This window comes from Rhodococcus erythropolis R138, from assembly GCF_000696675.2.
GTDB lineage: Bacteria > Actinomycetota > Actinomycetes > Mycobacteriales > Mycobacteriaceae > Rhodococcus_F > Rhodococcus_F erythropolis.
Map to the genome: position 1 here is coordinate 60,838 of NZ_CP007257.1, position 26,598 is coordinate 87,435.

General features: G+C 59.5%; 20 protein-coding genes and 5 pseudogenes. 8 read left to right on the forward strand and 17 right to left on the reverse strand.

From position 1 onward, the window contains the following. Window positions 1-70: 70 nt before the first annotated feature. From H351_RS29340 to H351_RS29380, 9 genes are all read right to left on the reverse strand, one after another. Window positions 71-919: an LLM class F420-dependent oxidoreductase gene (locus H351_RS29340; RefSeq protein ID WP_029256989.1), complete on the reverse strand. Its 849-nt coding sequence runs from the start codon at window positions 917-919 to the stop codon at window positions 71-73. Window positions 920-1,105: 186 nt separating this feature from the next. Next, window positions 1,106-2,410 carry an MFS transporter gene (locus tag H351_RS29345; RefSeq protein ID WP_029256988.1) on the reverse strand — a complete coding sequence of 435 codons (1,305 nt, stop codon included), beginning with the start codon at window positions 2,408-2,410 and terminating at the stop codon, window positions 1,106-1,108. Window positions 2,411-2,529: 119 nt separating this feature from the next. Further along, window positions 2,530-3,225 (reverse strand): alpha/beta fold hydrolase, encoded by a 696-nt coding sequence (locus H351_RS29350; protein WP_029256987.1) that lies wholly within the window; start codon window positions 3,223-3,225, stop codon window positions 2,530-2,532. Next, window positions 3,222-4,079, reverse strand: a complete 858-nt coding sequence (locus H351_RS29355) for an alpha/beta fold hydrolase (RefSeq protein WP_029256986.1) — start codon at window positions 4,077-4,079, stop codon at window positions 3,222-3,224. The genes H351_RS29350 and H351_RS29355 overlap by 4 nt, the downstream gene beginning before the upstream one ends. Window positions 4,080-4,237: 158 nt before the next feature. Further along, on the reverse strand, window positions 4,238-5,566 hold the full coding sequence (locus H351_RS29360) for an MFS transporter (RefSeq protein WP_029256985.1): 1,329 nt from the start codon (window positions 5,564-5,566) through the stop codon (window positions 4,238-4,240). Between the two features lie 677 nt (window positions 5,567-6,243). Beyond that, the gene (locus tag H351_RS29365) at window positions 6,244-7,458 is read right to left on the reverse strand and encodes a cytochrome P450 (RefSeq protein ID WP_029256984.1); all 1,215 of its coding nucleotides are present in this window, start codon (window positions 7,456-7,458) and stop codon (window positions 6,244-6,246) included. 327 nt (window positions 7,459-7,785) lie between these two features. After that, window positions 7,786-9,006 carry an NAD(P)/FAD-dependent oxidoreductase gene (locus H351_RS29370; RefSeq protein ID WP_420876504.1) on the reverse strand — a complete coding sequence of 407 codons (1,221 nt, stop codon included), beginning with the start codon at window positions 9,004-9,006 and terminating at the stop codon, window positions 7,786-7,788. A 26-nt stretch (window positions 9,007-9,032) separates the two neighbouring features. Next, a complete protein-coding gene (locus H351_RS29375; RefSeq protein WP_019746711.1) occupies window positions 9,033-9,353 on the reverse strand; it encodes a 2Fe-2S iron-sulfur cluster-binding protein in 321 nt (106 codons plus the stop codon). A 35-nt stretch (window positions 9,354-9,388) separates the two neighbouring features. Beyond that, entirely contained in the window at window positions 9,389-10,393 is a 1,005-nt protein-coding gene (locus H351_RS29380) for a fumarylacetoacetate hydrolase family protein (RefSeq protein ID WP_081051220.1), read from the reverse strand. A 343-nt stretch (window positions 10,394-10,736) separates the two neighbouring features. Between H351_RS29380 and H351_RS29385 the strand changes: the two are divergent. After that, window positions 10,737-11,215: pseudogene (locus H351_RS29385) on the forward strand (Lrp/AsnC family transcriptional regulator). A gap of 198 nt (window positions 11,216-11,413) precedes the next feature. Then, window positions 11,414-12,553 (forward strand): PucR family transcriptional regulator, encoded by a 1,140-nt coding sequence (locus H351_RS29390; protein WP_019746709.1) that lies wholly within the window; start codon window positions 11,414-11,416, stop codon window positions 12,551-12,553. A gap of 258 nt (window positions 12,554-12,811) precedes the next feature. On the opposite strand, the gene H351_RS29395 is transcribed toward H351_RS29390, so the two are convergent. From H351_RS29395 to H351_RS29405, 3 genes are all read right to left on the reverse strand, one after another. Continuing rightward, window positions 12,812-13,252 (reverse strand): EthD family reductase, encoded by a 441-nt coding sequence (locus H351_RS29395; protein WP_019746707.1) that lies wholly within the window; start codon window positions 13,250-13,252, stop codon window positions 12,812-12,814. A 69-nt stretch (window positions 13,253-13,321) separates the two neighbouring features. Further along, window positions 13,322-14,122: a cyclase family protein gene (locus tag H351_RS29400; RefSeq protein WP_029256980.1), complete on the reverse strand. Its 801-nt coding sequence runs from the start codon at window positions 14,120-14,122 to the stop codon at window positions 13,322-13,324. Window positions 14,123-14,192: 70 nt separating this feature from the next. After that, window positions 14,193-14,627 (reverse strand): RidA family protein, encoded by a 435-nt coding sequence (locus tag H351_RS29405; protein WP_051636552.1) that lies wholly within the window; start codon window positions 14,625-14,627, stop codon window positions 14,193-14,195. A 733-nt stretch (window positions 14,628-15,360) separates the two neighbouring features. On the opposite strand from H351_RS29405, the gene add reads away from it, so the two are divergent. Next, window positions 15,361-16,539 carry an adenosine deaminase gene (gene add, locus H351_RS29415; protein ID WP_244891528.1) on the forward strand — a complete coding sequence of 393 codons (1,179 nt, stop codon included), beginning with the start codon at window positions 15,361-15,363 and terminating at the stop codon, window positions 16,537-16,539. A 32-nt stretch (window positions 16,540-16,571) separates the two neighbouring features. On the opposite strand, the pseudogene H351_RS31965 reads toward add, so the two are convergent. Next, window positions 16,572-16,799: pseudogene (locus tag H351_RS31965) on the reverse strand (winged helix-turn-helix transcriptional regulator); the annotation flags it as partial. Between the two features lie 530 nt (window positions 16,800-17,329). Here H351_RS31965 and H351_RS29425 point away from each other — a divergent pair. The 3 genes and pseudogenes from H351_RS29425 to H351_RS32980 all read left to right on the forward strand — a co-directional run. After that, window positions 17,330-17,572 (forward strand): annotated as a pseudogene (locus tag H351_RS29425) (IS110 family transposase); the annotation flags it as partial. A 281-nt stretch (window positions 17,573-17,853) separates the two neighbouring features. After that, the gene (locus H351_RS29430; RefSeq protein ID WP_029256975.1) at window positions 17,854-21,135 is read left to right on the forward strand and encodes a protein kinase domain-containing protein; all 3,282 of its coding nucleotides are present in this window, start codon (window positions 17,854-17,856) and stop codon (window positions 21,133-21,135) included. Between the two features lie 312 nt (window positions 21,136-21,447). Further along, window positions 21,448-21,597, forward strand: a complete 150-nt coding sequence (locus tag H351_RS32980) for a transposase (protein WP_144440149.1) — start codon at window positions 21,448-21,450, stop codon at window positions 21,595-21,597. Window positions 21,598-21,799: 202 nt separating this feature from the next. Here H351_RS32980 and H351_RS32380 read toward each other — a convergent pair. Next, window positions 21,800-21,904, reverse strand: a pseudogene (locus H351_RS32380) (IS481 family transposase); the annotation flags it as partial. A 255-nt stretch (window positions 21,905-22,159) separates the two neighbouring features. Here H351_RS32380 and H351_RS29440 point away from each other — a divergent pair. After that, a complete protein-coding gene (locus H351_RS29440; RefSeq protein WP_029256907.1) occupies window positions 22,160-23,221 on the forward strand; it encodes an IS110 family RNA-guided transposase in 1,062 nt (353 codons plus the stop codon). Window positions 23,222-23,235: 14 nt separating this feature from the next. Here the strand turns inward: H351_RS29440 and H351_RS29445 are convergent. Next, window positions 23,236-24,145: pseudogene (locus H351_RS29445) on the reverse strand (IS481 family transposase); the annotation flags it as partial. A gap of 973 nt (window positions 24,146-25,118) precedes the next feature. On the opposite strand from H351_RS29445, the gene H351_RS31980 reads away from it, so the two are divergent. After that, window positions 25,119-25,421, forward strand: coding sequence for a LysE family translocator (locus H351_RS31980; RefSeq protein WP_144440150.1), 303 nt, complete (start codon window positions 25,119-25,121; stop codon window positions 25,419-25,421). Here H351_RS31980 and H351_RS29450 read toward each other — a convergent pair. Beyond that, window positions 25,392-26,330: an IS3 family transposase gene (locus H351_RS29450; RefSeq protein WP_230793658.1), complete on the reverse strand. Its 939-nt coding sequence runs from the start codon at window positions 26,328-26,330 to the stop codon at window positions 25,392-25,394. The two genes, H351_RS31980 and H351_RS29450, sit on opposite strands and share 30 nt — an antisense overlap. Next, on the reverse strand, window positions 26,282-26,587 hold the full coding sequence (locus H351_RS29455) for a transposase (protein WP_029256938.1): 306 nt from the start codon (window positions 26,585-26,587) through the stop codon (window positions 26,282-26,284). Before H351_RS29455 ends, H351_RS29450 begins: the two co-directional genes overlap by 49 nt. Window positions 26,588-26,598: the final 11 nt, after the last annotated feature.

Sequence of the window (26,598 nt, forward strand, 5' to 3'; positions counted from 1 at the left end):
TTCGTAATCTCCTCGTGTGTTGGTGCGTTGAGTGATTGGACTCGCATAGGTCGACACAGTCGAAAAAGTCTCAGCAAGAATAGGTTTCGGTGAAGAATCGCAGTTTGTCCAAGATTCCAAGGGTCTCGGAAGACGACACGGTGGGAATCAGGAACACCGATCTTTCGACACCGAGCGCCTCGTACGACTCGATCACCGCCGGATCGGTCGGGGCGCCGAGCACGGTGACGGGAATGGGCGGTCGCGCTGCATCGGCTGCCTTGTTCTGAAGTTGGACAAGCATTGTGCGAAGCGTTGCAGGCTGCTGACCGATCATGTTCGGGAGCCAGGCGTCACCGTATTTCAGTACTCGATCGAGCACGGTTGGACCCATGCCACCCACGAGAATCGGGGGGTGCGGTCGTTGTAGAGGTTTCGGCCACATGTAACTAGGTGAGATGTCGATGTGATTGCCGTGAAATTCCGCAACTTCTTCGGTCCAGAACCGCTTCATCACCTCGATACGTTCTTCCATCAACGACAGCCGTGTGGACGGGTCCGTGCCGTGCTGTTTCATTTCCTCGCGTAGCCAACCAGCACCGACGCCGAACAGAAACCGGCCATTGCTCAGGACATCAATGGTGGCGACCTCTTTGGCGGTGTGTATCGGGTCTCGCTGAAATATTGTGCAGATTCCGGTACCGATCTTGATGCGCTGGGTAACGGCGGCGGCGCAACTGAGCGCGACGAACGGATCCAGAGATCGGTAATACGAGTGCGGAAGCTGACCACCCCCCGGGTACGGTGTGGCTCGCTCCACCGGAATATGCGAATGTTCAGGGATGAGCAGGGATTCGAATCCCCGCTCTTCGACCGCAATGGCCAATTCGTCGGGGCGAATTCCCTCATCTGTCACAAACGTCGCAACTCCGAATTCCATGAACATTCTCCTTTTCTGGCGGCGACTCGGCGACCAACGCCGTGAATGGTTGGGCGGCCGAATTTCTGTGTGCCCCGGCCGCGGTGAATGACGGTGCGCTGCGTTTTTCGATCAGCACCGACAGCAGTCGGGTGGTGGCCGATCGATACCGGCGCTCGACCGTACAAACACGGCTTCACGATGACTTCACGGTCGAGGGCTGTCTTTCTCCGGCTTCGCGAAACTGATCGTCAGGACTGCGCATACAGCCGCGATCAGCCCGAATACCTGAAATGACGCTGTATACCCTGCGGCGGGAGTGCTGGCCGCATCTACGATCAGGCCTGTGGCATACGGTGCGATCAGTCCACCGGTGGTGAATATGGCGATCAGTACCCCGAGAGTTCCCGCGGTCTGCCTGGGTGGAGACAATTCCACGATGGCGGCTTGCACCAAAGGCAAAGTCGGCAAGGAGAATCCATACCCGAGTGAAATGGCGGCCACAGCCACAGCCGGGGTGGTGATCGCCGGCATCGATACCAGGACGGCGCCACTGATCAGAACACCGACAGAGGGAATGATGATGCGAACGAAACGCGTCGTGGAACCGCGGCGGAACAGGCGATCGCTCAGAACCGAGGTGGTCAGCGCGATTGCCAACCCTACAATGGCAGGAAGTCCGGACAGCGTTCCTGCTTCGAGCCGACTGTAGCCCAATCCCACCTCGAAGTAGGACGGTAGCCATGTCAGAACTGCTGACCCGAGCGCGAACACACTCATACCGAGAGCCGCACTGGTGACAAAGGTCTTCGTCAGGAAAATCCTGGACCAGGGCACTTTCGCGATCTCCTCAGTCCCGACCTCGTCAGCATTCGGTTCACCTGCACCTTTCCCCAGGTACGGACCCTCTTTCCATCTGGCGAGCCACACCACACACCAGACGGCGGTGGCAACGGCCAAACAGACGAGTGCTGCTCGCCAGCCGAACTTCACGGTGACAAACGCGAGGGCGGGGATCACAGCGAACTGAGTGAACGCGGCAGCACTGGTGAGTACCGCGCCGGTGAATCCGCGCCGCGATGCAGGGTGCCAGGAATACGTCGCAGTGAAAATAAGTGGGGCACTTGGCCCCTCGGCGAGTCCGAGCAGGAGCCGACTGATGATCAGTGTCGCCAGACTGGCTGCAGCGATGAGCGGTACGGCAGTGAAAGACCACGCGAACGCGAGGAGCACCATTGCCCAACGCAGTGACATCCATCGGTTCAACAGTCCGGTGAGCAGCCCGCCCGCCGTCAGAGTCAGATAGAACAAGCTGCCGACCAATCCGATCTGAGACGAACTCAAGCCCAGTTCGTCGGCAATCGGTTGGGCGATGATTCCGAATACAGCTTGATCCGAGTAATTGAGGATCGTGAGGAGAAGGAGCAGTGAGGTCATGCCCCATGCACGTCGGCTCGATGGTTCCGAAGGTAGGACGCGTGTTCCGACTGAATCGTCATCTCTGACATCCATTGTCATGGTCTTCTCAGTTCACTAGAAGTAGTTTTCAGGTGGGTTGGCCAGTGGTGCTCGGCGAATCGCGCGACACCTCGCTTCGACGGGAGGCTGCGGATGTAACTCCTCCGAACCGATCACACAAATCCGTCGAGGGTTCGGAAGAAGTCGTCGAAGTCGTCGTTGAACAGAACGTGGCCGGCATTTTCGACCACGCGTACGGTGAAGCCGCGCTGTTCCAGGATCGCGGCGGTTTCCGGTGTGACCATCGATCCACGGCCCGCGAGCTGGAGGAGGGCATGAGCGTGCGCAGCGTCGGGTAGGTAGTTTCTGCCTCGAAAGTGCTTCATCGCGGTGAGGAGATCGAGGTCGAGCATGTGCCCGGCCTCGACTGCCATCTCGATGTCCTGATCGCTCCAGCGGGGGCAGATTTCGCTCAGCGCGGCAGCCGATGGCGGGAACGTCTCTCGCAGCTTGTCGAAATAATCTTCGGGCACAATTTCCTGATCGAATCCCGGTTCACTCAATACCAAATTCTGTGGTTTGAGGTGCTCACTGGCCAGCGAGAGGAACAGGCCGCCGAGCGAGTGGCCGATGGCGAGGTCTGCACCCACGGGCAGGGTGTCGCACAGGTCCTCGACGAACGCATCGGGGTCGGTGTAACCGCCGCGGGCGCTGAGTCCGTGTCCTCTCAAATCTGGTGCCAGCACACGATATCCGCGTTTGTTCAACTCCGGAGCGACCGCATGCCAGACGCGACCGTCCACAGCGCCCCCATGGATCAACACGGCCAGTTTGTCGCCGTGACCGAATTCGCGAATCTGGAGCTTCACGAGACAACACCTTCCGCAGGCGCCGAGGCGAGATGGGCGAGTAGGGGTTCGACCACCGATTCCGGGGAGGATTCGAGAATCCAGTGCCCGACGCCCGAGAGTTCAATGCTGCGGTAGGGACCGTCGACCCACTGCCCGCAGCTCTCGCTCGTCGAACGCACCAACGCGGGACTGTGTGACCACAGGTACAGCGAGGGGACGTTGACGCGACCTATCGCTGCCATGTCGTCGAGTGGAACCAGATGCCATGCGATGGCCGGAACCAGGACTTCTTCCGTCCCGACGCGTGTCACGGTGTCTTCGACGACCGGGTCCGGCATTCCGGAGTCGAGTAGAAAGGTCCGGAGACCGTTTCCGTTGTCGGCGAGCAGCGCTCGCGCCGCTGGCTCTGCTGGGCTCATCTTCTCCAGTCGATTCCAGGCTTCGGTTTGTGCGGGAACGGTCTCGATGGCGTGTGCGAATGCGGCCGGATGAGGGAAGACGAGGGCAGTAACTGATCGCACGCGTTCAGGGGCGACCGCTGCCACAGCCCAGGATTGCAGTCCGCCCATACCGAATCCGATCACATCGAAATACTCGAGGTGCGATGCGTCGGCGATCGCGAGCACATCGTCGACATAGTTGGGGACGGTGTAGGTTTCGAGGGGAGGCCGCGCCCCGGGTGAGTAGCCGCGTTGATCGAAGGTGAGCAGGCGGATACCGGATCTCGCCAACAGCTGCCCTAACCCTTCCCAGCTGACTGCACCCTGCGGAAATCCGTGCAGGGCAAGGACAGTTCGCCCGTCCTGCGGTCCCCATGCGCGCATGTCGAAGGTCATTCCGCTTGCTGTTGTCAATTTCCACGTATCCGTCATCGGATGTACTCCTGAGCCTTTCGACGTGCTGGTGGTGGTGGTGGAGACTTCTGTAGGTCGGGCGGAAGCGGGCGAACTACATCGCCTCTCGAATGCGGCGTGGCCGGGGTGAGACGAGAGATGTTTCGCCGTACTATCTCGTAGCCTTGCTGCGGCCGTTATACCGCCTGAGCGGCAACGTATTTCGGTTCCTGCCCGGGGGTGTCACGTTCCGGATTGGCCATGATCGAAGCGAGGAGGCCCGCACCGATCGCGATCAGTCCGAAAATCTGAAATGCCGATGCGTACCCGGCGGCTGGAGTGCTGGCCGCATCGACGATGAGTCCGGTCGCGAAAGGCGCGACCAGGCCGCCGATCGTGAAGACTGCGACCAGCACACCGAGTGTGCCGGCGGTCTGGTGTGGTGGGCAGATCGAGGCCATAGCAGCCTCGATGAGTGGCAGGCACGGCATCGAAAACCCGTAACCGACCGATACAGCTGCTACTGCCACCGCGGGGGTGTCGATTGCAGGGACAGTCGCGAGGATGATGCCGCTGACCACCAAAGCAGTTGCGGGCAGGATGACGCGGGCGAGGCGGGTGGAGTGCCCACGGCGCAAGAGCAAATCGCTGACTGCCGAGGTGATCAGAGAGATGACCAGTCCGACCAGCGCGGGGAGTCCGAAGATCATTCCCGCTTGCAGCCGGCTGTAGCCGAGACCGACTTCGAAGTACGACGGCAACCATGTCAGCACTGTCGCGCCGAGCGCGAAGGCACTCATGCAGAGAAGGGAGGAGAAGACGAAGGTACGGTTCCAGAGAATCTTCGACCAAGGGATCGAAGCCGGAAACATATCCGATTCAACGGAATCAGAGGATTTGCTGTGACCGTGAGGGCCGTCTGACCAACCGCCGACCCAGATCCCACACCAGAGAACCGCGGCAACCGCGATGCACAGGATCGCTGTACGCCAACCCCAGGTCACGCTGACGTAGGCGAGTGCCGGAATGACGGCGAATTTCGTGAAGGCAGAGGATGCCTGTAGGCATGCTCCTGCCACACCACGCCTGACCGGTGGATGCCACGAGTAGACGGCGGTGAAAATGAGGGGAACGCTCGGCCCCTCGGTCAAACCCAGCAGCAGTCGGAATGCGATCAACGTCGCCAGACTTGCTGACACTACGAGCGGTAGCGCGGTGATCGACCAGATCAACGCGAGTATGACCAGGGCCCACTTCACTGAGATCCAGCGGTTGATCACGCCTGCCATCAGGCCGCCGATGGACAACGCTGCGTAGAAAAGACTTCCGACCAATCCCAGTTGCGATGAACTGAGGCCGAGTTCTTTGGCCACTGGCTGCGCGATGATTCCGAACACTGCCTGGTCGGCTTGATTGATCACTGTCAAAGCCAGAAGCAGTCCGGTCATCCCCCATGCCCGTCGCTGGGATCCCGAACTCTGCGCTGTCTGCGATCGATTCGCATCCAGAACGGGTTGAGTGTGCATGACTTCCTTTCAATAACTGGCGTTGGGTCCCCACGACACTGAAACCGGAATGAGGAACAGATTGGCTGCACACGATCGAATACGTCCGCCGTGAGATAGCTCAAAAAGAATCTGCATTGTATTGCACCACAACATAATTAAGCGCACCTCGATGTTTGCCGGACCAGCCATCGGAGGCTTGGGGACCGTCGGGTTTCGTCCAGCGACGCGAATCGAAGTGGCCATGAGTGCGTAGTGAAGTACACCGTGCCCGGCGCGCAACCCTGACGAATCATCGGGAGTGGCAATCACCTGGCGTTTCGGCTCTCGGGCCTGCCCACCCGCATAAGATCTGCTCGAAGCGATCTAGTCCCCACGGGCGATAAGGTCGCCCCTCGACGGCGTATGCAATCTGGCTCGCTCACAGGATGCCGGTCGCCGTACTGCATCCACGAAACGAAGGGACATCAAATCCTGTCCCCACGCCGCCTACTGCCCTGCAAGCTCAAGACAGTAACGAAAGCGGAATGAGGCACTTTTTGGCTCCGCGGGATCCAACGCGCTCGTTGAGGGCGCAGGTACAGCAGGATTCGAATACCTCCGCTACCCGACGTGCGAACTACAGGAGCCAGCAGTCCCGAGCCATTTCAGGCGTCCACCACCCGGTCAGCGAAGCCGGGCCCGCCAACCCCTGACAGTCATCGCGTGGCGTTCACTGCCAATGATGGCAGCGTAGGAAAGCTGAGGTCGCGCCCCCAAGCAGGAGACGTGCGTCCTAGCTCGATCTGCGGGAGCCTGGTGGGCAGCAGGCGAAGAAAGATATCCCCTTCAATCCTCGACAGTGGCGCTCCGAGACAGAAATGCCCTCCGGCAGCAAAAGCCAAGTGCCTGTTTGATTTCCGTTCGATATCGAGGGTATCGGGGTTGTCGAAGACTCGTTCGTCGCGATTCGCCGCGGCGATGGCGAGGAGCATGTGAGTACCTTCTGGGATGTCTTCGCCGTGAAAGTGCATGTCCTCGCCGGCATATCTATGGAGGAAGTGCACTGGCGAGTTGTACCGAAGGACTTCTTCCCACGCGTGGGGTGCGAGATCCGGGTTGCCTGCGAGTTTCTGGAATTGATCTCGATTGTGCAGGAGTGCGTGAACTGCATTTGTCATCGCAACCATCGTGGTGTGGTAGCTCGCTACGAAGAATCCGACCAGGGTGATGACGAGTTCATCCCGGGTCAGCTTTGACCCGTCTTCCTCCGCCTCGAGAAGCGCGCCGAGTGCGTCGTTGCTGGAGAGCTTGCCCCGCAGTGAATCTACGATGTCGCCTATGTAATCGAAGTAGAACTGTGCGGCCGCGTCTGCCTCGACGAGGCGTTCGGGGTCGACTTCAGAATGACCAAGCACCGCATTGAGGGCTGGCATGCGCTCGAGTACCGTGTGGGCGTCGGCTACTGGTGCATGAAGCAAGCGGCACGCGATCTCTGCGGGAACCTTGGTCGCAAACTCCGATACGAAGTCGATATCCGTGTCGAAATCGGCCAGACGGTCGAGGCCTGCAGCGATGATTTCTTCGACCCATGGCCGCATAGCGACTACCGCCCGGCCGGAGAATGCCGAGGATGCGAGTTTGCGCAGGCGCGTGTGGGACGGTGCGTCCAAACTCGGCATCGACAGTCGATAGAACAGGGACGCCGGCCCTGACCCGATATGTTCGGGGAATTGGCCGGGATGTGGTTGCACTCGGGCCGACGGGGTTTTGAACACGCGGCTGACGTCACTGTATCGGCTCAGCATCACGGTGGGTTGCCCGTTGATCACGGTGCGTGAGACTGGGGCATTGTCGCGCAGGTCGCGATATGTCGGGAACCTGTTCGACAAGAAGTCGGGGTCCGTGGGATCGAAAGTGGCGATAGATTGCATAGTTGGCCTCTCTGAGCATGCGCGCCGCATCCTATGTGTCCGGCATCACACGATGTTGGACAAGGTTATCGATTCGCAGACTTTCGATCGCCGGGCAATCCCTGAAAAGAAGTACGAGTTTCTTGGTGATTCAACAGTCCGCAACCTGGCGCTGACCCTGTCCGACTACTGTCCGGAGCTTCAACGGGCAGCAGAGATGCAACGCTGCCCGGTAAGGCGCCTTGCGCTTTACCGGGCAGCGTTCTCACGTCCTGAAGAGATGACTTATGTGGTTCCGAATCTCCTTTGCCGCAATCAGTTCGGCTCCTCGAGGCGGACCCGGGTCACTCAGGCGGGCACCATATTCTGGGCATACGATTTGAGATCGAAGTTACCTTGCCGTGCAACGTCCAGGGGCAGCCCTCGTGGGTGGCCGAGTATCCGCCGAGCAGTGATATGGTCCGCCGGTTTGTTGACCGACTCGACGCACGTCAGTTCGCTGTCACGGAACCTCAGCACGGAAAAGGCGGACGATATCTGATCGCCGAGCACAAGTTCCACGTCGCTTCCGGTGGAGAGTCCCGCAATTTGCAGTTTCGAATCGAACTGCTGACTCCAGAACCATGGAACTGCAGCGTATTCCGTTGCCGCTCCCGTGATGTGCGCAGCGACGAAGCGGGCTTGATCCGTAGCGTTCTGGACGGATTCGATCCTCACGCGATCCCTTCCATTCCCAGTGGGGAAACGAGCGCAATCGCCGATTGCGAAGATTGCCGGGTCGCTGGTACGTAGGCAGGCGTCGACCTCAACCCCGTTGTCCACCGCCAAGCCCGCCGCTTCTGCCAGTTCGGTACGTGGTTCGACTCCCACGCCGACGATCACCAAGTCCGCGGCGACCGATTCACCATTCACAAACTCCACTCCTTCGACCGATTCCCTGCCGAGAAACGACGAACAGTGCTCCCCGAAGTGCAGTAGCGTCCCACGTTCGGTGTGCAGCCGTGCGAAGTGATTCGATGTTGGCCTCGACAGTGAGCGGGCCATAGGCCGATCGAGTGGATCGATGACTGACGTTTGTTTTCCCAATTTCGTTGCCGCCGCTGCTATTTCCATGCCGATGAAGCCAGCGCCGACTGCGACGACCTGGGTCGCCGTTTCCAAAGCTGAGCGGATACATTCCGCGTCGTCGAGTGTTCGTAGCTGTTGTACGCCGGCCAAATCCGCGCCGGGAAGGGTGAGGATGCGGTTTCTCGCGCCGAGCGCCAAGATCAGATAGTCGAACTCCAGTCGTTCACCTGACTCGAGAACGACGGCGCGACGGTCACGATCGATCCGGGCGGCAGTTCCGTACTTCAGGTCGATCTCGTGCTTGGTGAAGTAGGCGGCGGGCCGAAAGGGCGTGCTCATATCCGCACCGATCGCTGTCAGGAGCGCAGCTTTCGACAATGGTGGCCGTTGGTACGGCAGTCCGGGTTCGTCACCGACGAGAATGATTCGACCCTCGAAGTCGCGCTCCCGCAGAGAGGCGGCAGCTTGGAACCCGGCCTGGCCGGCTCCCAGGATCACCACGCAAGTGTGCCGTTTCCTCACACCGATCACTGCTCCTGTGGCAGTCGAACCACAAGTCCGTTCAAGGTTTCATCGAGAACCAACTGGCAGCTGAGTCTGCTGTCGTTGCTGCGAGGAGATGTGGTGCACTGCAGCATTTCCTCCTCTTCCGGCTGCATTGTCGGCAGCACGGTGTCGGCAGCATTCTGCACATGGACGTGGCATGTGGCGCACATGACGTTGCCGCCACACTCGCCGGTGATGCCGTCGATATCTGCTCCGATAGCGGTCTCCATGACCGATTGCCCTATCTGACCGTCGACAGATCGATGTGATCCGTCCGAAAGTACATACGTTACGTTGACCATTGATGCTCCTCACGGATCGGTGTACCGAGAACCCGTCAAACCTGTTCGTTTTGAACCTGGAACGTCATCTCTCCCAGCCCTGTAATTCCGGCCTCGACACGATCACCATGCTGCAAATAGGCTGGGGGGTCGAGCTGGAAGCCGCAGCCAGCCGGGGTGCCGGTCAGAATCACATCACCCGGCTCGAGCTCCATGCTTGCACTGACCGATGCAATGAGTTCGGGGATGGATGCGAGCATGCTGCTTGCCTTACCATCCTGTCGGACAACACCATTGACGCTGAGCGTCAGGCGCAGATCGGCGGGCTCCGGCACCTCGTCGGCCGTCACCAACCACGGCCCCAGCGGGCAGAAGGTCGCGTAGCCCTTGCCCCTGGCGATTTGCAACTGCAGTGGATGATCGAGGCCCGCGCCCAGGGCGATGTCCCGGGCGGTGATGTCATTGGCGACAACGTAACCCGCCACATGATCGAGCGCGTCGATCTGCGAGATTCTCCGACCGGCTTTGCCGATGACCACACCGAGTTCGATCTCGTAGTCCAGCATAGTGGTCTCGAACGGCTTCACCACCGGATCATTCGGCCCCGAAACACAATTCGACGGCTTCAGAAAGATGACCGGTTCACTGACATCGGCGCTCGAACCGAGGATTTCGGTTGAATGCTGCGGGTAATTGAAGCCGATGGCAATAACCTTGTTCGGCCTGAGGATCGGAGGGCCAATTCGCACATCCGATAGGGCAATACGGTCACGTTCGAGCGTCAGCTGAGGCTCGACGATCGTACGGATGGTCGGCCACAGGGCGAGGATGTCCTTCATGTCGTGCAATCGCAGTCCTGCCCGCGCCAGAATCGGCACCAACGGAACTACCGTATCGTCGTCGACGAGCACCCCAGGCTGCTCGATACCCACTGGACCAAAGTTCACAAGCCGCATGACAATTCCTCGAGTTTTGTTGAACAAAGCAATATTTGAGACCCGGGACACCGTTAGCGCGATGATCGCGTCCCGCGCGACGTCGCTGACCCGCACCTCTCGCACGTGCGCGGAACACCTCTCGCCTGACTGTCGACATCAACCTTAGAATGCGAATGTGCACACATCTTCAGGGAAACGACAACGCAAGACGCGAGTTTTTCGTGCATCCACCAACGCACTCACACGGTGAACTTCAGACCGTGCAGATTCACTCGTTCAGCCCATGGTTTGCTGTGCACACCCTAGAGCTGCACTCTGGCCAATGTAGGTCCAATCATGCTGTGGCGGTAGACCTTCCCTCAGCTTTCAGTGCGAGCAGACTCGTGACTCCAGCGGCAATCGCTGATAGCCTTCCCCTTCCCAGATCGACTCCGATCCGGAGTGGCGGCTGAAATGAGGAAGACCGATGACTTCCCGGACTGGGGACGAGACGAAATATCCACTCGATGCGCTGGACCGCCGCCTGATCGTTGTGCTGGTCCGCGACAGTCGAATCTCGATGCGCTCTTTGGCCGAGAAGACTCACATATCACGCGCCCACGCGTACGTTCGGGTGGAGCGACTGCAGCGAGAGGGCGTGATCAGAGGGTTCACCACGCAGATCGAGCACTCCAAGGCCGGTTGCGGGTCCTCGGCATTTGTATCTCTGACGATCGAGCAAGGGTCATGGCGAGGACTTGCACACCAACTACGGAGCCTGTGCTGGGTTGACCACTTCGCATTGCTCGGCGCTGACTTCGACGTCTTGATTCTGGTCCGCGCTCCGGACAACTCGACCTTGAGGCGCCTCGTGCTCGAACAGCTGCAAAATCTTGAAGGAGTGCGTTCGAGACGACATGGCTACTTCTCGACGAGGCTCACGGGTCGGGGCCACGATGGGTGTAAATCACCTCGTCCGCCCCTCGCGGTTCCACGTGGCAGGCACGCAATCCGCATCGACAGAATGCTTGCACCGACCGTCCGGAACCATGTTCCCCGTACCTCGACGACGTCCAGACTGTCTGAAACGCTGAACGCTGTACACCACGCCGGAGAACTATCACGAGAGGTCGCCGATCATATGAACAGTTCCTTGCTATGGGGATGAACCACGACGATGCACGCGCGTTGTGCGAAGCGGTTGCCTACCGGCTCGCGCATGCCGATCCCGATCTCTCGTCTCGAGTTCGGGCGGAGTTGCCTTCCTACACGAAGCTTCCAGATGCCGAGCACCGGCGGACCGTGCAAGATCTCACGCGTCAGCTTCTCGAAGGGATGGCTGCCGGTGTCGGGCCGTCCGGTGAAGCCCTCCAGTTCACCCGCCGGGCAGCACGCCGCAGAGCACAACTGGGTGTATCGGCATACGACGTACTGAAGGCTTTTCACATCGTCAGCCGCGAACTCTGGAACGCCCTGCAATCGGCCCCCGAAGCCACGGACTCGGTGCTTATTGCCCTCGTCGAACCGATGGGTCGTTGGACCGAGGCAATGACCGCCTCGGTGGTCGACGCGTTCGTCGACGAATCACCCACCACCCATGCCCAAGAGGCGGAAGTCCGACGCCGCTTCTTCGGTGAACTCGGCGATCGAACCCGCGGCGAGTACGTGGCAGAAACCGCTCGGGCATTGGCCTTCGACATCCATGGTCAGTTTCAAGCCATCTGTTCACCGCGCTCGTTCTGGCCCGATGCGGAAGTGGAGAGCCTGCAGCGCGCAACACGCAGACTCCCGGGGGTCGTGCAATGCGGAGTGCGCGCTTCCGGAATGTACGTGCTGGTCCAAGACAGCGATGTGGACGCAGTAGTCAGATCGGCGCACGGAATCAGTGGGACCGAGGTGCCCATCGGGATCGGCCTTCGTCGTGAGGGACTCCACGGAGCGCATTGGAGCATCGTGGACGCCGAGCGAACGCTGCGTGTCGCCGAGATGCGCGGCGCGCAGTCGGCGCTCTTTTTCGACACCTGGCTGGAATCGACCTTGCTCGACAGTGAGCCACGCTTGGCGCTGCTCTTCGACACAGTGCAAAAAGTCAGGCACGAACATCCCGACCTCGCCGCCGCGGTTTTCGCCTTCGCAGAATTCGGATTCTCGCAAGCCCAAGCAGCGAAAGAACTTCACCTGCACCCGAATTCGATTGCTTACCGACTGAACAGGTGGAAAGAGCTCACCGGTGCTGATCCTCGAACCTTCTCCGGTCTCGCCAGGTCGATCATCGGATGCCGAATCGAAGGGATTCGTGAGTAGACATACTCGGATGATTCGACCGTCTTTGCTGAATTGAGCCTTGCCGAGCGAATCGTCGGAGCGCGCTCACCTTGATAGTCGATGATCAAAATCGAACTCTGGATGCAGAATCTCGTCACCGACGCCATCGCACCCGTGCTCGTCGGAACGGCCACTGCTGTTGGGCGGCAGTTCAATCCACTGAAATGACTGTGGCCCGCCGAAAGTGATTTCCCCTTCGGCGGGCCACAGCTCTTCACTCCGAAGACGCATGTGTTCTTACACTGGCTCTGAACGTCCTGGAATCGAATTCGGCGAAGCCGGAACCATCAACGAGCCATCGATGCCCCTTTCGAGCGCGACCCGTTCCCTCACGATGTACACCGACATGCTCGGGTCTGCTTGGTAGTCCTGAAAATTCGGGTGATCGTCGAACAGTCGGGCCATCTCCGGGTTGCTGAACAGTTGGTTGACTGCGTCCTCGTCGGTGAAATACAACTCCAGCATGGTGTGGAATTCGGGATCGCGCTCTTCCGGTTCAGGAGAGTTCTCGCGATGCACCGAATGTGCCACGACGCTGTTCTGTGTGTACTTCAGGAACCCTGGAATCTCAGAGAGCAGACTCAATGCCATCGGCGTGTGTCGCTGGAAGTAGTGTTCGTCCGACATCTGGGCGCCGAGTTCTGGGTTGTGCCGCCACATCGAGACAAGTTTGATCACTGGCGTCCTTTCCTCATGCAGAACCGGTCCGCGGGAGCGTGCTCCGAGACCGAGGGATCACTCGCCTGACTACGACTGCTCGACGAATGCGAAGACACGTGCGGGGCCGGCGGTGCCTCCGACAATGGGAAGCGGCGCCACCACGATCGTGGCGCCCTTCGCCGGGAGCCGGTCGACATTGCGAAGTGAGGTCAGTCCGTACTTGTCGGAGCCGAGCAAGTAGTAGTGTCCGGGGCCGAATTCGCCTGGATCTGCGTCCTCGTCAGGAAGCTCCAGTTCCGAGTCGTCGCCGGAACTGACGCTGTCGATGCCCACTGCTTCAACTCCGTAACCACTGACCGCGGGATTCTCGGCGAGCCATTTTGCACCATCGAGCGAAAGACCGGGCCAGCCATTCGGATTCAAGAAACGCTGCGGGTCATCACCATACGCGCTCCACCCCGAACGGAATATGACCCATGACCCTGGTTCGATCGGTCCATGCTTTTCCTCCCACTCGACGAAATGCTTGGCCTCGAGCAAAAAGGTCGGGTTCGCCAGTACCTCTTCGGTTTTGTCGATGACAGCTACAGGTCCTACCAGCCGTACTGGGGGAATTTCGTCAACGGACAATCCATCCCGTCCACTGATCCAGTGACGGGGGGCGTCCACGTGAGTTCCGACATGCTCTCCCAACGTGATATCGCTCCACGCCCAGCCTGGTCCGTTCTCGTCGAAGTTGCTGACCTGATTCATCGAGAATCCGGCGGTCGGCGCGAACGGAGGTGGAACGGGCACGGTTGGAGTGCCTGCGTGGAGGGGGGTGGTGAGGTCGACGACCTCGATTGCGCCAGTGCTGATGCTTTTCACGAAGGATGACAATGAGGTCACAGGATGTTCCTTTCGGCGGGTCGGCGCAAGAGCCGACGCGATGAGCTTGGAGTCGATGGATGGAGCGTTATCAACCTGCAGTGGTGAGGCCGAGGTACGCGTGAGCCTCGACCTCGATCTTCATATGCGGTGCCATGAACCCAGCCACATATCCCGATCCGATGAACCCGCGAGCGGGCATACGTTCTTTCAAGATCTCGTTCAAAGGGCCGAACAGATCGCGATCACTGAGCGTGACCCGGATCTCGTAAATATCGGCAAGAGATCCACCCTGAGAGACCAGTACCTTCTCGATGTTGTCGAAGGTAGCGTCAGCCTGCTCGCGAAAACCCTCCGGCAAGATGCGCTCCTCCACTGTGCCAGTGAGATTGGTGAGCGCCGATGTCCCCGAGATGTGGAGAAAGTCGCCGATTCGAACCGCTCGATCAAAATGGCCGGCAGGCGCGGCCAAAGTCGACGGATTCACCGCAACCACCGCCCCGTTTTTCGTACCTGTGTTCCCCACTGGTGTTCCTCTCCAGATCCTCGTTCGATCAGCTCTCGGATATGACGAGCAAACCGACCGACGAAATCGCCGGCGCGCCCGGTTCCGGGTTGCCGGCCGAGAACGTTCACATGCAACTCGATCTCTGTTCGAATGCCGTTGTCGGATCGATTCGCCGAGACTTAAGGTTCATTCACCGGACAGGTCGACGTCTAGTGAAAAACCCCAGACTCTTCCCCCCGAGATTTGTGGAATAACCAGAGGGACCGCGACCTCGGTGTGGAGCTCAGGCTCAACGGTGCCGCCCATCCCTACCGCAGTGGACCACTTGAGCTGGTGGGAACCACTCGAGCTCCTGGCCGACACCGGCACCGTTCAGCGCGTTGCTGATCTCCTCCGCCGGCACAGACCGAATTTGTCCTGTCTGTCCCAGCGAGCCATGATCGTAGCCACATCGACCAAGAGCAATGCATGCTCTCGTATACACATACGCGCGGCTTACGTGTCCGCACTCGACGAGACAAGAGCAACCTGAGGATTTTGAAACCTACTGACCAGAAACATTATTCAGATCGAACCGAAATTGGGGACATGGTTACCTGCCCAAGCCACGGGTTCGTCGGCACTTGCGCTCAGACATACCGAGAGATGCATACTGAATCGAACAGTTCCCTTGCATGCAGCCTTCTCGGAGACCCGCATGCGTCGGGCGCGCTCCCACAAGGCTGCACGATCGCACAAGCACTAAAGGAGAATGATGACCAACAGCGTCTTCCCTGGACCGACCGCACCACTCGCGTCACGGACAGCCCGCGGGATTCAGGAAGATGGAACTGATCATGCGCTCGATGCGGTCTCCCGCACTTTTACAGGTTCCACCGTCTCGAAATCGTTGACACCCCGATCAGAGCCGGATTTCATGCTCGCCGAATTCATCACCGCGATGCCGAAAGCTGAGCTTCATGTTCATCTCGAGGGCACCATCGAAGTTGCGGACATGTTCAGGTACGCACAGCGCAATGCGGTCAATCTGCCGTGGGGTACCGAGGACGAACTTCGTGCCGCATACACCTACAAAAACCTCGGCGACTTCCTCGCTCTGTTCTGGCAGGGATGCCGGGTGTTGACAACGAGAGAAGACTTTTACGACCTCACGCTCGCGTACTTACAACGCGCTCACGCGCAAGGTGTCGTGTACGCCGAAATGTCATACGCACCACAGAATTTCCTTCCCAGAGGTATCACGGTCGACCACCAGATCGGCGGTATTTCAGACGCTATTGCTTACGCCCGCGAAGATCTGGGCACCGACGCAGAAATTCTGGTAATCGTGCAACGTCACCGCAGCGAGGCGGAGGGACTCGAACTGCTCGACCTCATCCGCCCTCACCGCGATTCGGTCCTCGGGATCTCGCTCGGCGGACCCGAGACGAACAACCCGCCAGCGAAGTTCGCCCGCCTCTACGCCAGAGCACGCGATGAGGGGTATCGCCTCACCGCCCACGCCGGCGAAGAGGCACCTGCCACCTACATCGCCGAGGCCATAAACAAGTGCAAAGTCGAACGAATAGACCACGGATACACTGCGTTCCAAGACCCCCTTCTCGTGACCCGCCTCGTCGACGAAGGGATACCTCTGACGATGTGCCCGCTGTCCAACCAGCGCCTCCAAATCTCCGACGACCTGAGTACATACCCGCTCGCCCACTACCTCCAAGCAGGAGTCAGCGTCAGCGTCAACTCCGACGACCCATCCTATTTCGGCGGGTATGTCAACGAGAACTTCGAAGCACTCGTCACGCACCTGGGCATCGGAAAGGCCGAGCTATTGCAACTGGTCCGCAACAGCTTCACCGGCTCATTCGCCTCCTCCTCACAAATCGGCGCGGGCCTCGCTGCAGTCGACAAGTTCGAACAGTTCTGGAACAACTGACCAGATACTCGCGAGCTCCAGCCAGAGGATCGTCAACTGACCTGCACGATGCAGTCATCCGCACAAGCTGTTGCTGTGCGACTGTCTAGGCCGTTCGAGTGGTAACGGGGCGTGCTGAAGGGGCCGCAAATAGGCGCAAATAGGGGAGTCATGCCATCCATGAGTTCGTCGAGATGTCGACGTGACCACCCGCACAGTGAGTACACCGTTCTCAGCAGATCGCGGCCGGCGGCGGAGAGACTGTATTCCACGCGAGGGTTGGCAGTCCGGTAATCGTGTCACTCACCGTGAGGAAAGTTCGGAATCTTCTTTCCCTCTCGACTGTTCGAGCACAGACAGGAGATAGCCGACGGTCCAGGCACGATGAATAACGAGTGGAAGCCTGCTCTGAACGCGTTTGCGATCACGTTCGCCGATGGTTGGCTGGGATCGAAAACATACTGATGAAAATCCGCCGAAACACCCTTTGCGAGACAAACCCTTCGGTCTGGTCAGTGTGGCAACCCGTTCCGTCTTGGATTGCGAATTCCCGAGACCTGCTCTACTCGGTCGGACGAAGTTGGTGGAGTTCACTCCACCGGACGAAATTCGATCGCTTTCGGCGATCAGGGCTTTCAGCGCAACGGTCTTCGTTCCGACGGTCACGATTACTGTGTCGTAGTCTACGGCGACCCGCATCACGGCCGGGGTGAAGGTCTCAAAGCACGCTCAGCCGATGATCCACCCGGTACCAGGTGAACCGGTGTACTCGAGCTTGTCGATACTCGATGCCACCAAGGCAGCACTCCGGACCTCGATCCGCGGAGAACATCCCGCCCGATCAGGGTACCGCAAACTGCAACGCGCACTGTTTCTCTCGGCGTTCGCTGCCCTTGCACAACCCGCCAGTTGCACGTATTACGACCGCAGACGAGCCGAAGGCAAGAAACACAACGCCACGATCATCTGCCTCGCCAGACGGCGCTGCGACGTCCTCTACACCGTGCTCAAGAACCACGAAGTCTACCGCCAGCCCACGAAAGCAGCTGGTTGACGAAACCCATAGGGACACAGCGGGATTGGGATTTAGATCCTTTCACGTTCGCAACGGACTCGTATGAACTGGCAGTTGTCACCGATTGCACACACCGGCGCGAGTAAGGGGCTTACAGAAGTACCCAAATCCCGCCAAGCAATCCCCAAACTCCATTTGGATCGAAGCCTCCATTCACGTCAGCAAGCGATATCCTGAGGGAAGGCCATAAGTGGTAGGCGCGCACGTGGTCCAGGTGCGCCCCAGAAGCACAGAAGAGAGCGCGGATGGGCGGATAGACGATGATCGAAGACGATCCGTTCCACACCGGCCGTGACGTGTCCATCGCACTTACCGAAGAATTGAGCGCTGCAGGATTCTACGCCGCTGAAGAGATCGGCCGCGGCGGGTTCGGCGTCGTCTACCGCTGCACCCAATCCCTCCTGGACCGCACGGTGGCAGTGAAGGTCCTTACCACCGACCTCGGTGAGGCGAACCTGGCACGATTCTTCCGCGAACAGCGAGCCATGGGCCGGCTCACCGGGCACCCGAGCATCGTCAACGTCCTGCAAGTCGGCTCCACCGACAGCGCCCGCCCCTATCTGGTCATGCCGTACTACGCGCAAGGCTCACTCGAAGCCCAAATCCGCCGCCACGGCCCGCTCGCCTGGGGAAAAATGCTCCGGCTAGGCGTGAAAATGGCTGGCGCCCTGGCAACGGCACACCACCTCGACATTCTGCATCGCGACATCAAACCTGCAAACATCCTGATCGATGACTACGGAGAACCTGCGCTGACCGACTTCGGGATCGCACACATTTCCGGAGGCTTCAAGACCGCTACCGGCACCGTCACCGGATCACCGGCGTTCACCGCACCCGAAGTACTCAGTGGAGAGCCTCCGAGTACTTCATCCGACGTCTACGGCCTCGGCGCGACACTGTTCGGCGCACTCACCGGACACGCAGCCTTCGAACGGCACAGTGGCGAGCAGGTGGTGGCTCAGTTCCTGCGAATCACCACACAACCGGTACCGGACCTCCGCGGCAGCGGCGTCGACGACGACGTCTGCGCAGTAGTGGAGCAGGCGATGTCCCGCGACCCGGAGCAGCGCCCCACAGCGGCTGCGCTCGGTGAAGCACTCCGACAACTACAGGGCAATCACGGCCTGCCAGTCGACGAGATGTCGCTACTCGCTAATCCAGGGTCCGAGTCAGGGCCGACACTGGACAATCCACCGGCGCCGGCACCGAAATGGTCCACCCCAGCAAAGCCAAACGTCGCAGGGAACCTTCCTTTGGAACTGACCAGCTTCGTGGGCAGACGCACAGAAGTTTCGGAAGCCAAGACCCTACTGTCGATATCTCGGCTGCTGACACTGACCGGAGTCGGCGGGGTCGGCAAAACCCGACTCGCGCTGAAAGTCGCGTCCACCGTCCGCAAGGATTTCCCGGACGGGGTATGGCTGGTCGAACTCGGAGAGGTGCATGACGCGACTTTGACGGAGAGCGTGGTTGCGGCCGCCTTGAGCTTGCGGGATCAACCGGCGCGGACGGTGCGGGAAGTCCTTATTGAGTTCTTGCGCACGCGAGAGCTACTCCTGGTGCTCGACAACTGCGAGCAAATGGTCGAGGGAGTGGCGGAATTGGTCGACACGATGCTCCGGACGTGTCCCCAGGTGAGGATCCTCCCCACCAGCCGCGAACCACTCGGGATCATCGGCGAAACGGTGCGCGTAGTCGCCCCGCTCTCTACTCCTGCACCCGAAACCGAGTCGTCGCTACGCAGCGTGCTGCGCTGCGAGGCAGTGACGTTATTCGCCGAACGCGCCGCCGCCGCAGTCGAAGGATTCGAGATCACCGACGACAACGTGGTGACTGTGGCCCAGATCTGCGTCCGCCTCGACGGACTCCCACTGGCAATCGAACTCGCGGCCGCCAGGCTACGAGTAATGTCACCCGATCAAATCTTGGCGCGTCTGAACGACCGATTCGCCTTGCTGAACCGAGGCAGCCGCGGGGTCCCGACCAGACAGCGAACCCTGCGATGGAGCATCGACTGGAGCCACGAGCTGTGCACCCCGGCGGAGCAGCGATTATGGGCAAGGTTGTCTGTGTTCGCCGGCACCTTCGGTCTCGACGCCGCGGAAGACATCTGCGGCGAGGACCAACCAACAGGTTCCCTACTTGACTCCCTGTCCGCGCTGGTGGACAAGTCGATCCTGATCCGCGAAGAACAGGACTCGGTGGTCCGGCTGCGACTTCTCGACATGCTTCGCGACTACGGCCGAGAGAAACTACAGGAGATGGGCGAATCGCTGACATTGCGCCAGCGGCACCGAAATTGGTACGAACAGCTCGCCCTCGACGCGGACGCCGATTGGATCAGCTCCCGACAACTCGAGTGGATCAGCCGTTTGGAACGAGAACAACCAAACCTGCGTGAGGCGATGGAGTTCTGTCTGAGCGAGAACTCCGAGACCGAGCACGGATTGCATATGGCCGCCGCATTGTTTCAGTTCACCATATCGAGAGGACTGCACAGCACGCAGCGGCAGTACCTCGATCAACTACTCGCGAAGGGCCCAGGACCGTCGACGATCACTCGGGTTCAAGCGGTCTACGCCGCAACCTTTTACGCCACGGTTCAGGGAGACCTGCATACAGCAACCAGCCTCGTCGAGGAAGGACAGGCGCTCACCGACTCGATTGGCGATCCGGCGATCGCCGCCTACATATCCGAAGCGGCGGGTCTGTTGGCGCTCTACAACGGCGACGCTCCTCATGCCCGTACGCACTTGGAGACGGCCCTCCAAACGCTCGATTCTCGCGTCGACCTCGCCCTGCAAGTCAGTACTCTGCACATCCTCGGGACAACCTACGAAGCTCTCGGAGACACCGCAAGAGCCACCGCATCCCATGAGCAAGCTCTCACGATCACCGAATCGCACGGCGAATGGATGTTTCGAGCATATGGATTGTGGGCGTTGAGCGCATCGGTGAGGCGCGAAGGCGATCGAGCGCGAGCGGTGAAGCTACTCGAACAAGCGCTGCGTCTGATTCGGCAGGCGAACAACCCACACGCTTCTGTCCTATGTTTGGAGGCGCTCGCGTGGATCGCCGTAGAAAGTCGCAATGCACAACGCGCAGCGGTGTTGATGGGAGCCGCACAGAATATGGGACGTCCCTTCGACGGCATTATCACGGTTATGATCCCCACTCAGGCACGTAGCCGCGAGGAATACGAACTGTCGGCTCGACATATGTTGGGAGAGAGAGCATTCGACACTGCCTACCGTCAAGGAAGTCATATGCGATTCGATGCCGCTGTTGCATATGCGCTAGGCGAGCGACCTCCGGTGGCGATCGCAAGCGACGGCCCCTCCGTGGAACTGACCAAACGCGAGACGCAGGTCGCAGACCTTGTCGCACAGGGCCTGACCAACAAAGCAATCGCGGCCAGGCTGGTGATTTCCCAGCGAACCGCGCAAGGACACGTCGAACACATTCTCACCAAACTCGGATACACATCACGCTCCCAGATCGCAGCCTGGGTCGTCGAGCAAAAACGACAGATCCTCTAGGCGCGGCCGGGATCAGCCGAATCTCCTTGAGGCGCTGAAGTTCTGCGCTTCCGGCAGCCTGAAGTCGATGCCGACGGACTCTCACTGGCAATCAAACTGGCGGCCGCCAGGCCACGAGTAATATCACCCGATCAGATCTTGGCGCGTCTGAGCGACCGATTCAGAACTCCGCCAATCGCGGAGTACTCAAATCAGTAAGTGATGTACCCCGAGTTTTCCGGAGTTCGTTTGTTTTACTTCAAGCATTGATACACCCGAGGGTTTCACGATGCCCCGACATAATCCGCCCGAGTTTCGCCGAAAGTCCTCGATTTGTTAAAGCCAGGCCGCACGGTCGCCGAGGTCGCCTCAGGTCTCGCTGTCACCGAGCAGACGATCTACAACTGGCGGAATCAGGAGCTCATCGATACCGGTCAGGAGCCGGGGCCGAGCTCGATCGTGAGCACCGACGTGAAATACTAAGTAGATTTTGATCTGCTGGGCAAAAACATAATTCCGCGTTGCAGCGTACGTTCTCGTCTGCGCATGTTTTGCACTGAAACCAGTGCAGCAAAACTAATCTCGCACTAATTCTTGCATTGGCTGTGAACCTTTGTTGTGGATAGCATCGCGACCGCTGGTTACTGTTTCATCCTCCGTATCTGAGCACAGCAACCGCTTTCGGCTAGTTGTAGGAGGAACGGACGTTGGTGACGCGGTGCCGGCGGTAAGCGGCGGGCGGTCGTCCTCCGCGTGCTGAATGCGGTCGGTGGTAATTGTAGTGAACATTCCGACTTATATGAGTGTCACGGCAAGTGACCGGGATTGCAGCCCATAGCGTGTCGTAGCAGGCCGGAAGGAATGACTCGTGAACATTCTGTCTCCCGCAGTCGGGATGACTCTTGTCTGGTGTGTCACCCCCTCCGGTCTGCGTTCGCGGTGTGACTCGAGAGAGGCGTGACCACAAGCTGCTGTGAGAGGTACTTGAAGTCGGATTGTCCACCGCGGATCCCCCATCCATCGAGCGAAAAGGGAACCGAACCCCATGATCGTCATCGGTATCGATCCACACAAGTCCACCCATACTGCGACCGCACTCGACTCCGCCACCAACACCGATCTCGGTTCGATCCGCATCGACGCCTCGGTCATCGAATACAAGCGATTAATCGTTTGGGCCAAAGCCTGGCCGGACCGACGCTGGGCCATCGAGAACGCCGACGGCCTCGGGCACCACCTCGCACTGTGGCTCCTTGCCATCGGTGAGGTCGTGCACGATATTCCCACTACCGCCACCGCCCGAGTACGTGAACTCTCCCGTGGTGGACGACGCAAGAACGACCGCATCGACGCTGCGGCCGCAGCCAGCGTCGCAGCTCTGCACGGCGACGCCAGGCAGGTCTATCCGGAGACCGTCAACGATGCGCTTGCTTTGCTCGACGAGCGGCGAGTCAATCTGTCGTCCAGTCGAACTCGCACCGTTAATCAACTTCACGCCTTATTACGTGAGCTGATGGCCGGCGGTGCGCCAACGTCGTTGACACCCAAAAAAGCTGCTGCCGCGATCCGAGGCTTTCGGGCCAGAACCGCACCGGACAAGATCCGACTCGAACTGGCCAAGGAGCTGATCACGGACTTCGCGCGGTTCGACGAACAGCTCGCGGCGAACAGCCGCAAGATCACCGCGTTGCTCGACGAGCACGGCACACATCTGCGCAATATCGACGGAGTCGGTCCAGTTCTTGCTGCCCGCATCCTAGGCCGCAGCGGCCGAGCCAGCCGGTTCCCCACCGCTGCTGCGTATGCCAGCTACACCGGAACTGCACCCGTCCAGATCGCCAGCGCCGACTCCTCCCATCACCGATTGTCGAGATTCGGCGATCGGCAACTGAACTCCGCCCTCTACACGATCGCCATGATCCAGATCCGGATGCCGTCGAGCACGGGACGAGCGTTCTACGACAAGAAAATCGCTGAAGGAAAAACACCCCGGACCGCCGCTCGCGCACTTAAACGGCACCTCGCTACACACCTGTGGCGAGCCATGCTCGCAGATGAAAAACGGGGCATTCGAGCCATATCGAGAGAATCCCTCACTGCCGCTTGACAAATAGAGAGGCACCAGACTTCGACGGCGGTGCGACGCTGGGCTTCGCTGGTGTACTCGCGGGAGTACAGCAGTTCTTCGGCGAAGATGCGGTTGTACCGTTCGACTTTCCCGTTGTGTTTCGGGGTGTACGGCCGGATGCGGTAGTGCCGAGCTTCGCGGAGTGAAGATGTGAAATCTGCTGCCCGATAGCATGATCCGTTGTCGGTGATCACGCGCTCGATCCGGGTGATGCCGTGTGCGGCGAAGAAGACGCGGGCGTTGTTCATGAAATCGATGGCTGTTGCGGCGGTTTCGTTGTTCCTGGCTTCGGTGTACGCCAGGCGGGTGTTACCGTCGATCGCGGAATGCGGAATGCAGGTAGGTGTAGCCGATGCGGGCCTGCTTGTTCTTCGTTTTCCGGCGCTGTGATCGTTTGGCCTGCTCGGAGCCGCGGCCGTGGGCACGCCACCCGCCGCCGTCCGGGATCTTCCCGACCTTCTTGATGTCGACATGCACCATCTGGCCAGGTCGTTTCGCAACGATGACCTGCGGTTTTCGGTTGGTTTCGCCGTTCGGGTCGATGAACCGGCGACGGTGCAATCCCAGGCCTCTCAGGATTCTCGTGACCGTTCGACGGGCAATGACGATGCCGTCGGTTCCCAGTTCGAAAGTGATGCGTGAGGCCGACCATTTCCGGGTTCGGCGCATCGCTTCGATCTCGGCCACGATGCCCGCGGCTGTGGCGGTCGGCTGATGATGTGGCGTACTGGACCGGTCCTGTAATCCCAGCTCACCGAACTTGCGATACCGGTTGACCCAGGTGGAGGCGCATTGTCGTGAAATCCCCATTTCGGCGGCGACGTGGGCGATCGGACGACTCTGGCACCGCTCGACGAGTCGTCGTCTTCCTTCGACAGTGAGTGGGGCATTACGGTGTGTCACAGGGCTGGTCCTTTTTGGTCGAGAACGGTTGTGTCGCAACTCCCATTCTTACGCCGAGGACCAGCCCGTCTACTTCAGTCCCGCGTCAACAACGTCCATACCCACAACAGCTAGTCGACTGCAATCTTCGCGGGCCAAGGCTATACAAGCGTGAAGACCATCTTTCTTTCCCCTCCCGAAGGGGATCTCACATGATAGGCAGGTGGGCGTTTCGCCGAAACGTACAACGCAACTGTTCGTCAGCGTCCACTTCGTCGCCGAACAAAATGTCGCCTCTAGAATAACGGTGAATTGAGGGGGACTTAGCAAAGTGGTGCGGCCAAGCTAGGACGCTCCGCGACAACGACGTGTTCATGATGCGACCGGCAGCCGGGACGCCGATTCGGAGAAGACCAGAACGGAGGAAGGATTTTAGTGGACCCATACGAAGTCCAAGACGTGAACCGTGACCATGCGCGCTGCGGACTCTCAGTGATATGACCGCTAGATTAGGCCCGGATGCGCCTCGGCAAGACCCTCGAGACGAACAAACCTATGCACGCGCCGGCAGATCGACCCTCGGAGCGAAGAATACCGCAGCCGACTGCGAAGGACTTTGAACCTGTGACCACGCCATGGGGTCACTGTTGTCACTCGGATCCCACCTCGTCTTCCCCTCGCGAAAGCGCATCCAGCCGCGAAGCGTTCGCTACAGTCCGACTGCTTCGGCACACAAGCCCTGTCTTGTACAGATCGCAGTAAACTAGTTGGGCATCACACGACCTGTACAAATCATTCAGTCGGACACAACTGAACCTCCGTTTCTATCCCCAACTGGCGCTGGATTGATGCTCCCACAGCGTCGGCGGCCTGGGCGCTACGGCGCCGTCAAAATTGACCCAGTTGTTGGTACACACAGAGTTTCCCCGCGGGGGTGGGCGATCACTGACTGGCGCCGTCCCGGTCTGGGCAAAACCCACGCTAGGATTCGCGGATGGTCACTATAAACCAAGTAGGCGCAATAGGAGTGGCGTGTTTCGTATTGATCGTGGTGCCAGGTCCAAGCGTCATGTTCGTAGTTGGTCGTGCCCTGAGCTATGGACGCTTAAGCGTATTATCGAGTGTTGTCGGCAACGCAGTCGGGTGTTACACGGTTGGTGTGGTTGTTGCGTTCGGTCTCGGTTCTCTTCTCGAACGTTTCGAAATTCTTGTTCACACGATCAAGTGGGCTGGCATAGTGAGGTTCACCCCGAAAAGTGGACAGTGGTCACGCGGCCATCGAGGTCGCGGTCAGTGACTGTTCGTAGTCCGTGGGGCTGAGCATCCCGATCGTGGAGTGCCGACGTCGAGTGTTGTAGAAGTTCATCCAGTAGTCAACCGCAGCAACCAATTCGGCGGCATGGACGAAGATGTGACGATAGTAGTATTCGTGCTTGAACGTCGACCACAGACTTTCGGCACCGGCGTTATCCCAGCATATTCCGGTATCTCCCATCGAACGGCGTAGCCCGTATCGCTCGCACGCCTGCTTCATGATCTCTGCAGTGTACTGACTTCCTCTGTCCGAGTGCATGATTGTGCCGGCTACACCGCCGCCGCGCGCTTCGACGGCCATGTCCAAGGCTGCGATGACAAGGTCGGTCCGCATATGATCCGCCACCGACCATCCCAGAACCTTCTTCGAGTGCTCGTCCTTGATCGCACACAAATACATGTCACCTTCACCGCAGGTCAGGTACGTGATATCGGATGTCCAGACGGCATCGAGCCGGCCTTGATCGAACTGCCGTTGCACCAAGTCGTCCGGAAACGAGGCGAGCGGATCGACGACAGTGGTGCGAATCTTGAATGTCCGCGGGCTGATCCCGACGATGCCGAGTGATCGCATGAGTTTGGCGACAGTCTTCTCGGTGATGATCTCTCCGCCGTCGTGCAGTTCGGCGGTGATCCGAGGGGACCCGTACACACCTTTCGATTCTCTGTGGATGTCGAGGATCTTCACTTCCAAGTCCGCGCGGCGCTGTTTCCGTTCGCCCAATCCTGTTCGAACACTGAGTCCTTGGTTTTTGTAGAAGCCGGAGGTCGAGACATCGAGGAGCCGCGTCATCCGGTGGACCGCGAAGTTCGCGCACTCCGCAGCGATCAACGAGTAGCGCTCTACTTTTGTTGATTCGCCGCAAAGTACGCGGACGCTTTTTTCAGGAATGCGATGTCTTTCTCCTGTTCGGAGACCTGCTTGCGCAGCCGAGCAAGCTCGGTGCGTTCGGCGGCAGTCAACGGTTGATCGCCAGACTCTGCGGCAGCATCGACGCGTCGTCGTTCGTCGGCGACCCAGCGTCCGAGCAGGGCTTCGTTGATGCCCAGTTCACGGGAGACCTCGGCGATCGTGCGGCCGGAATCGATCACCCGGTGGGCGGCCTCGACTTTGTACTCGGTCGTAAAAGACCTGCGAGTGCGGGACATGAGGACATCCT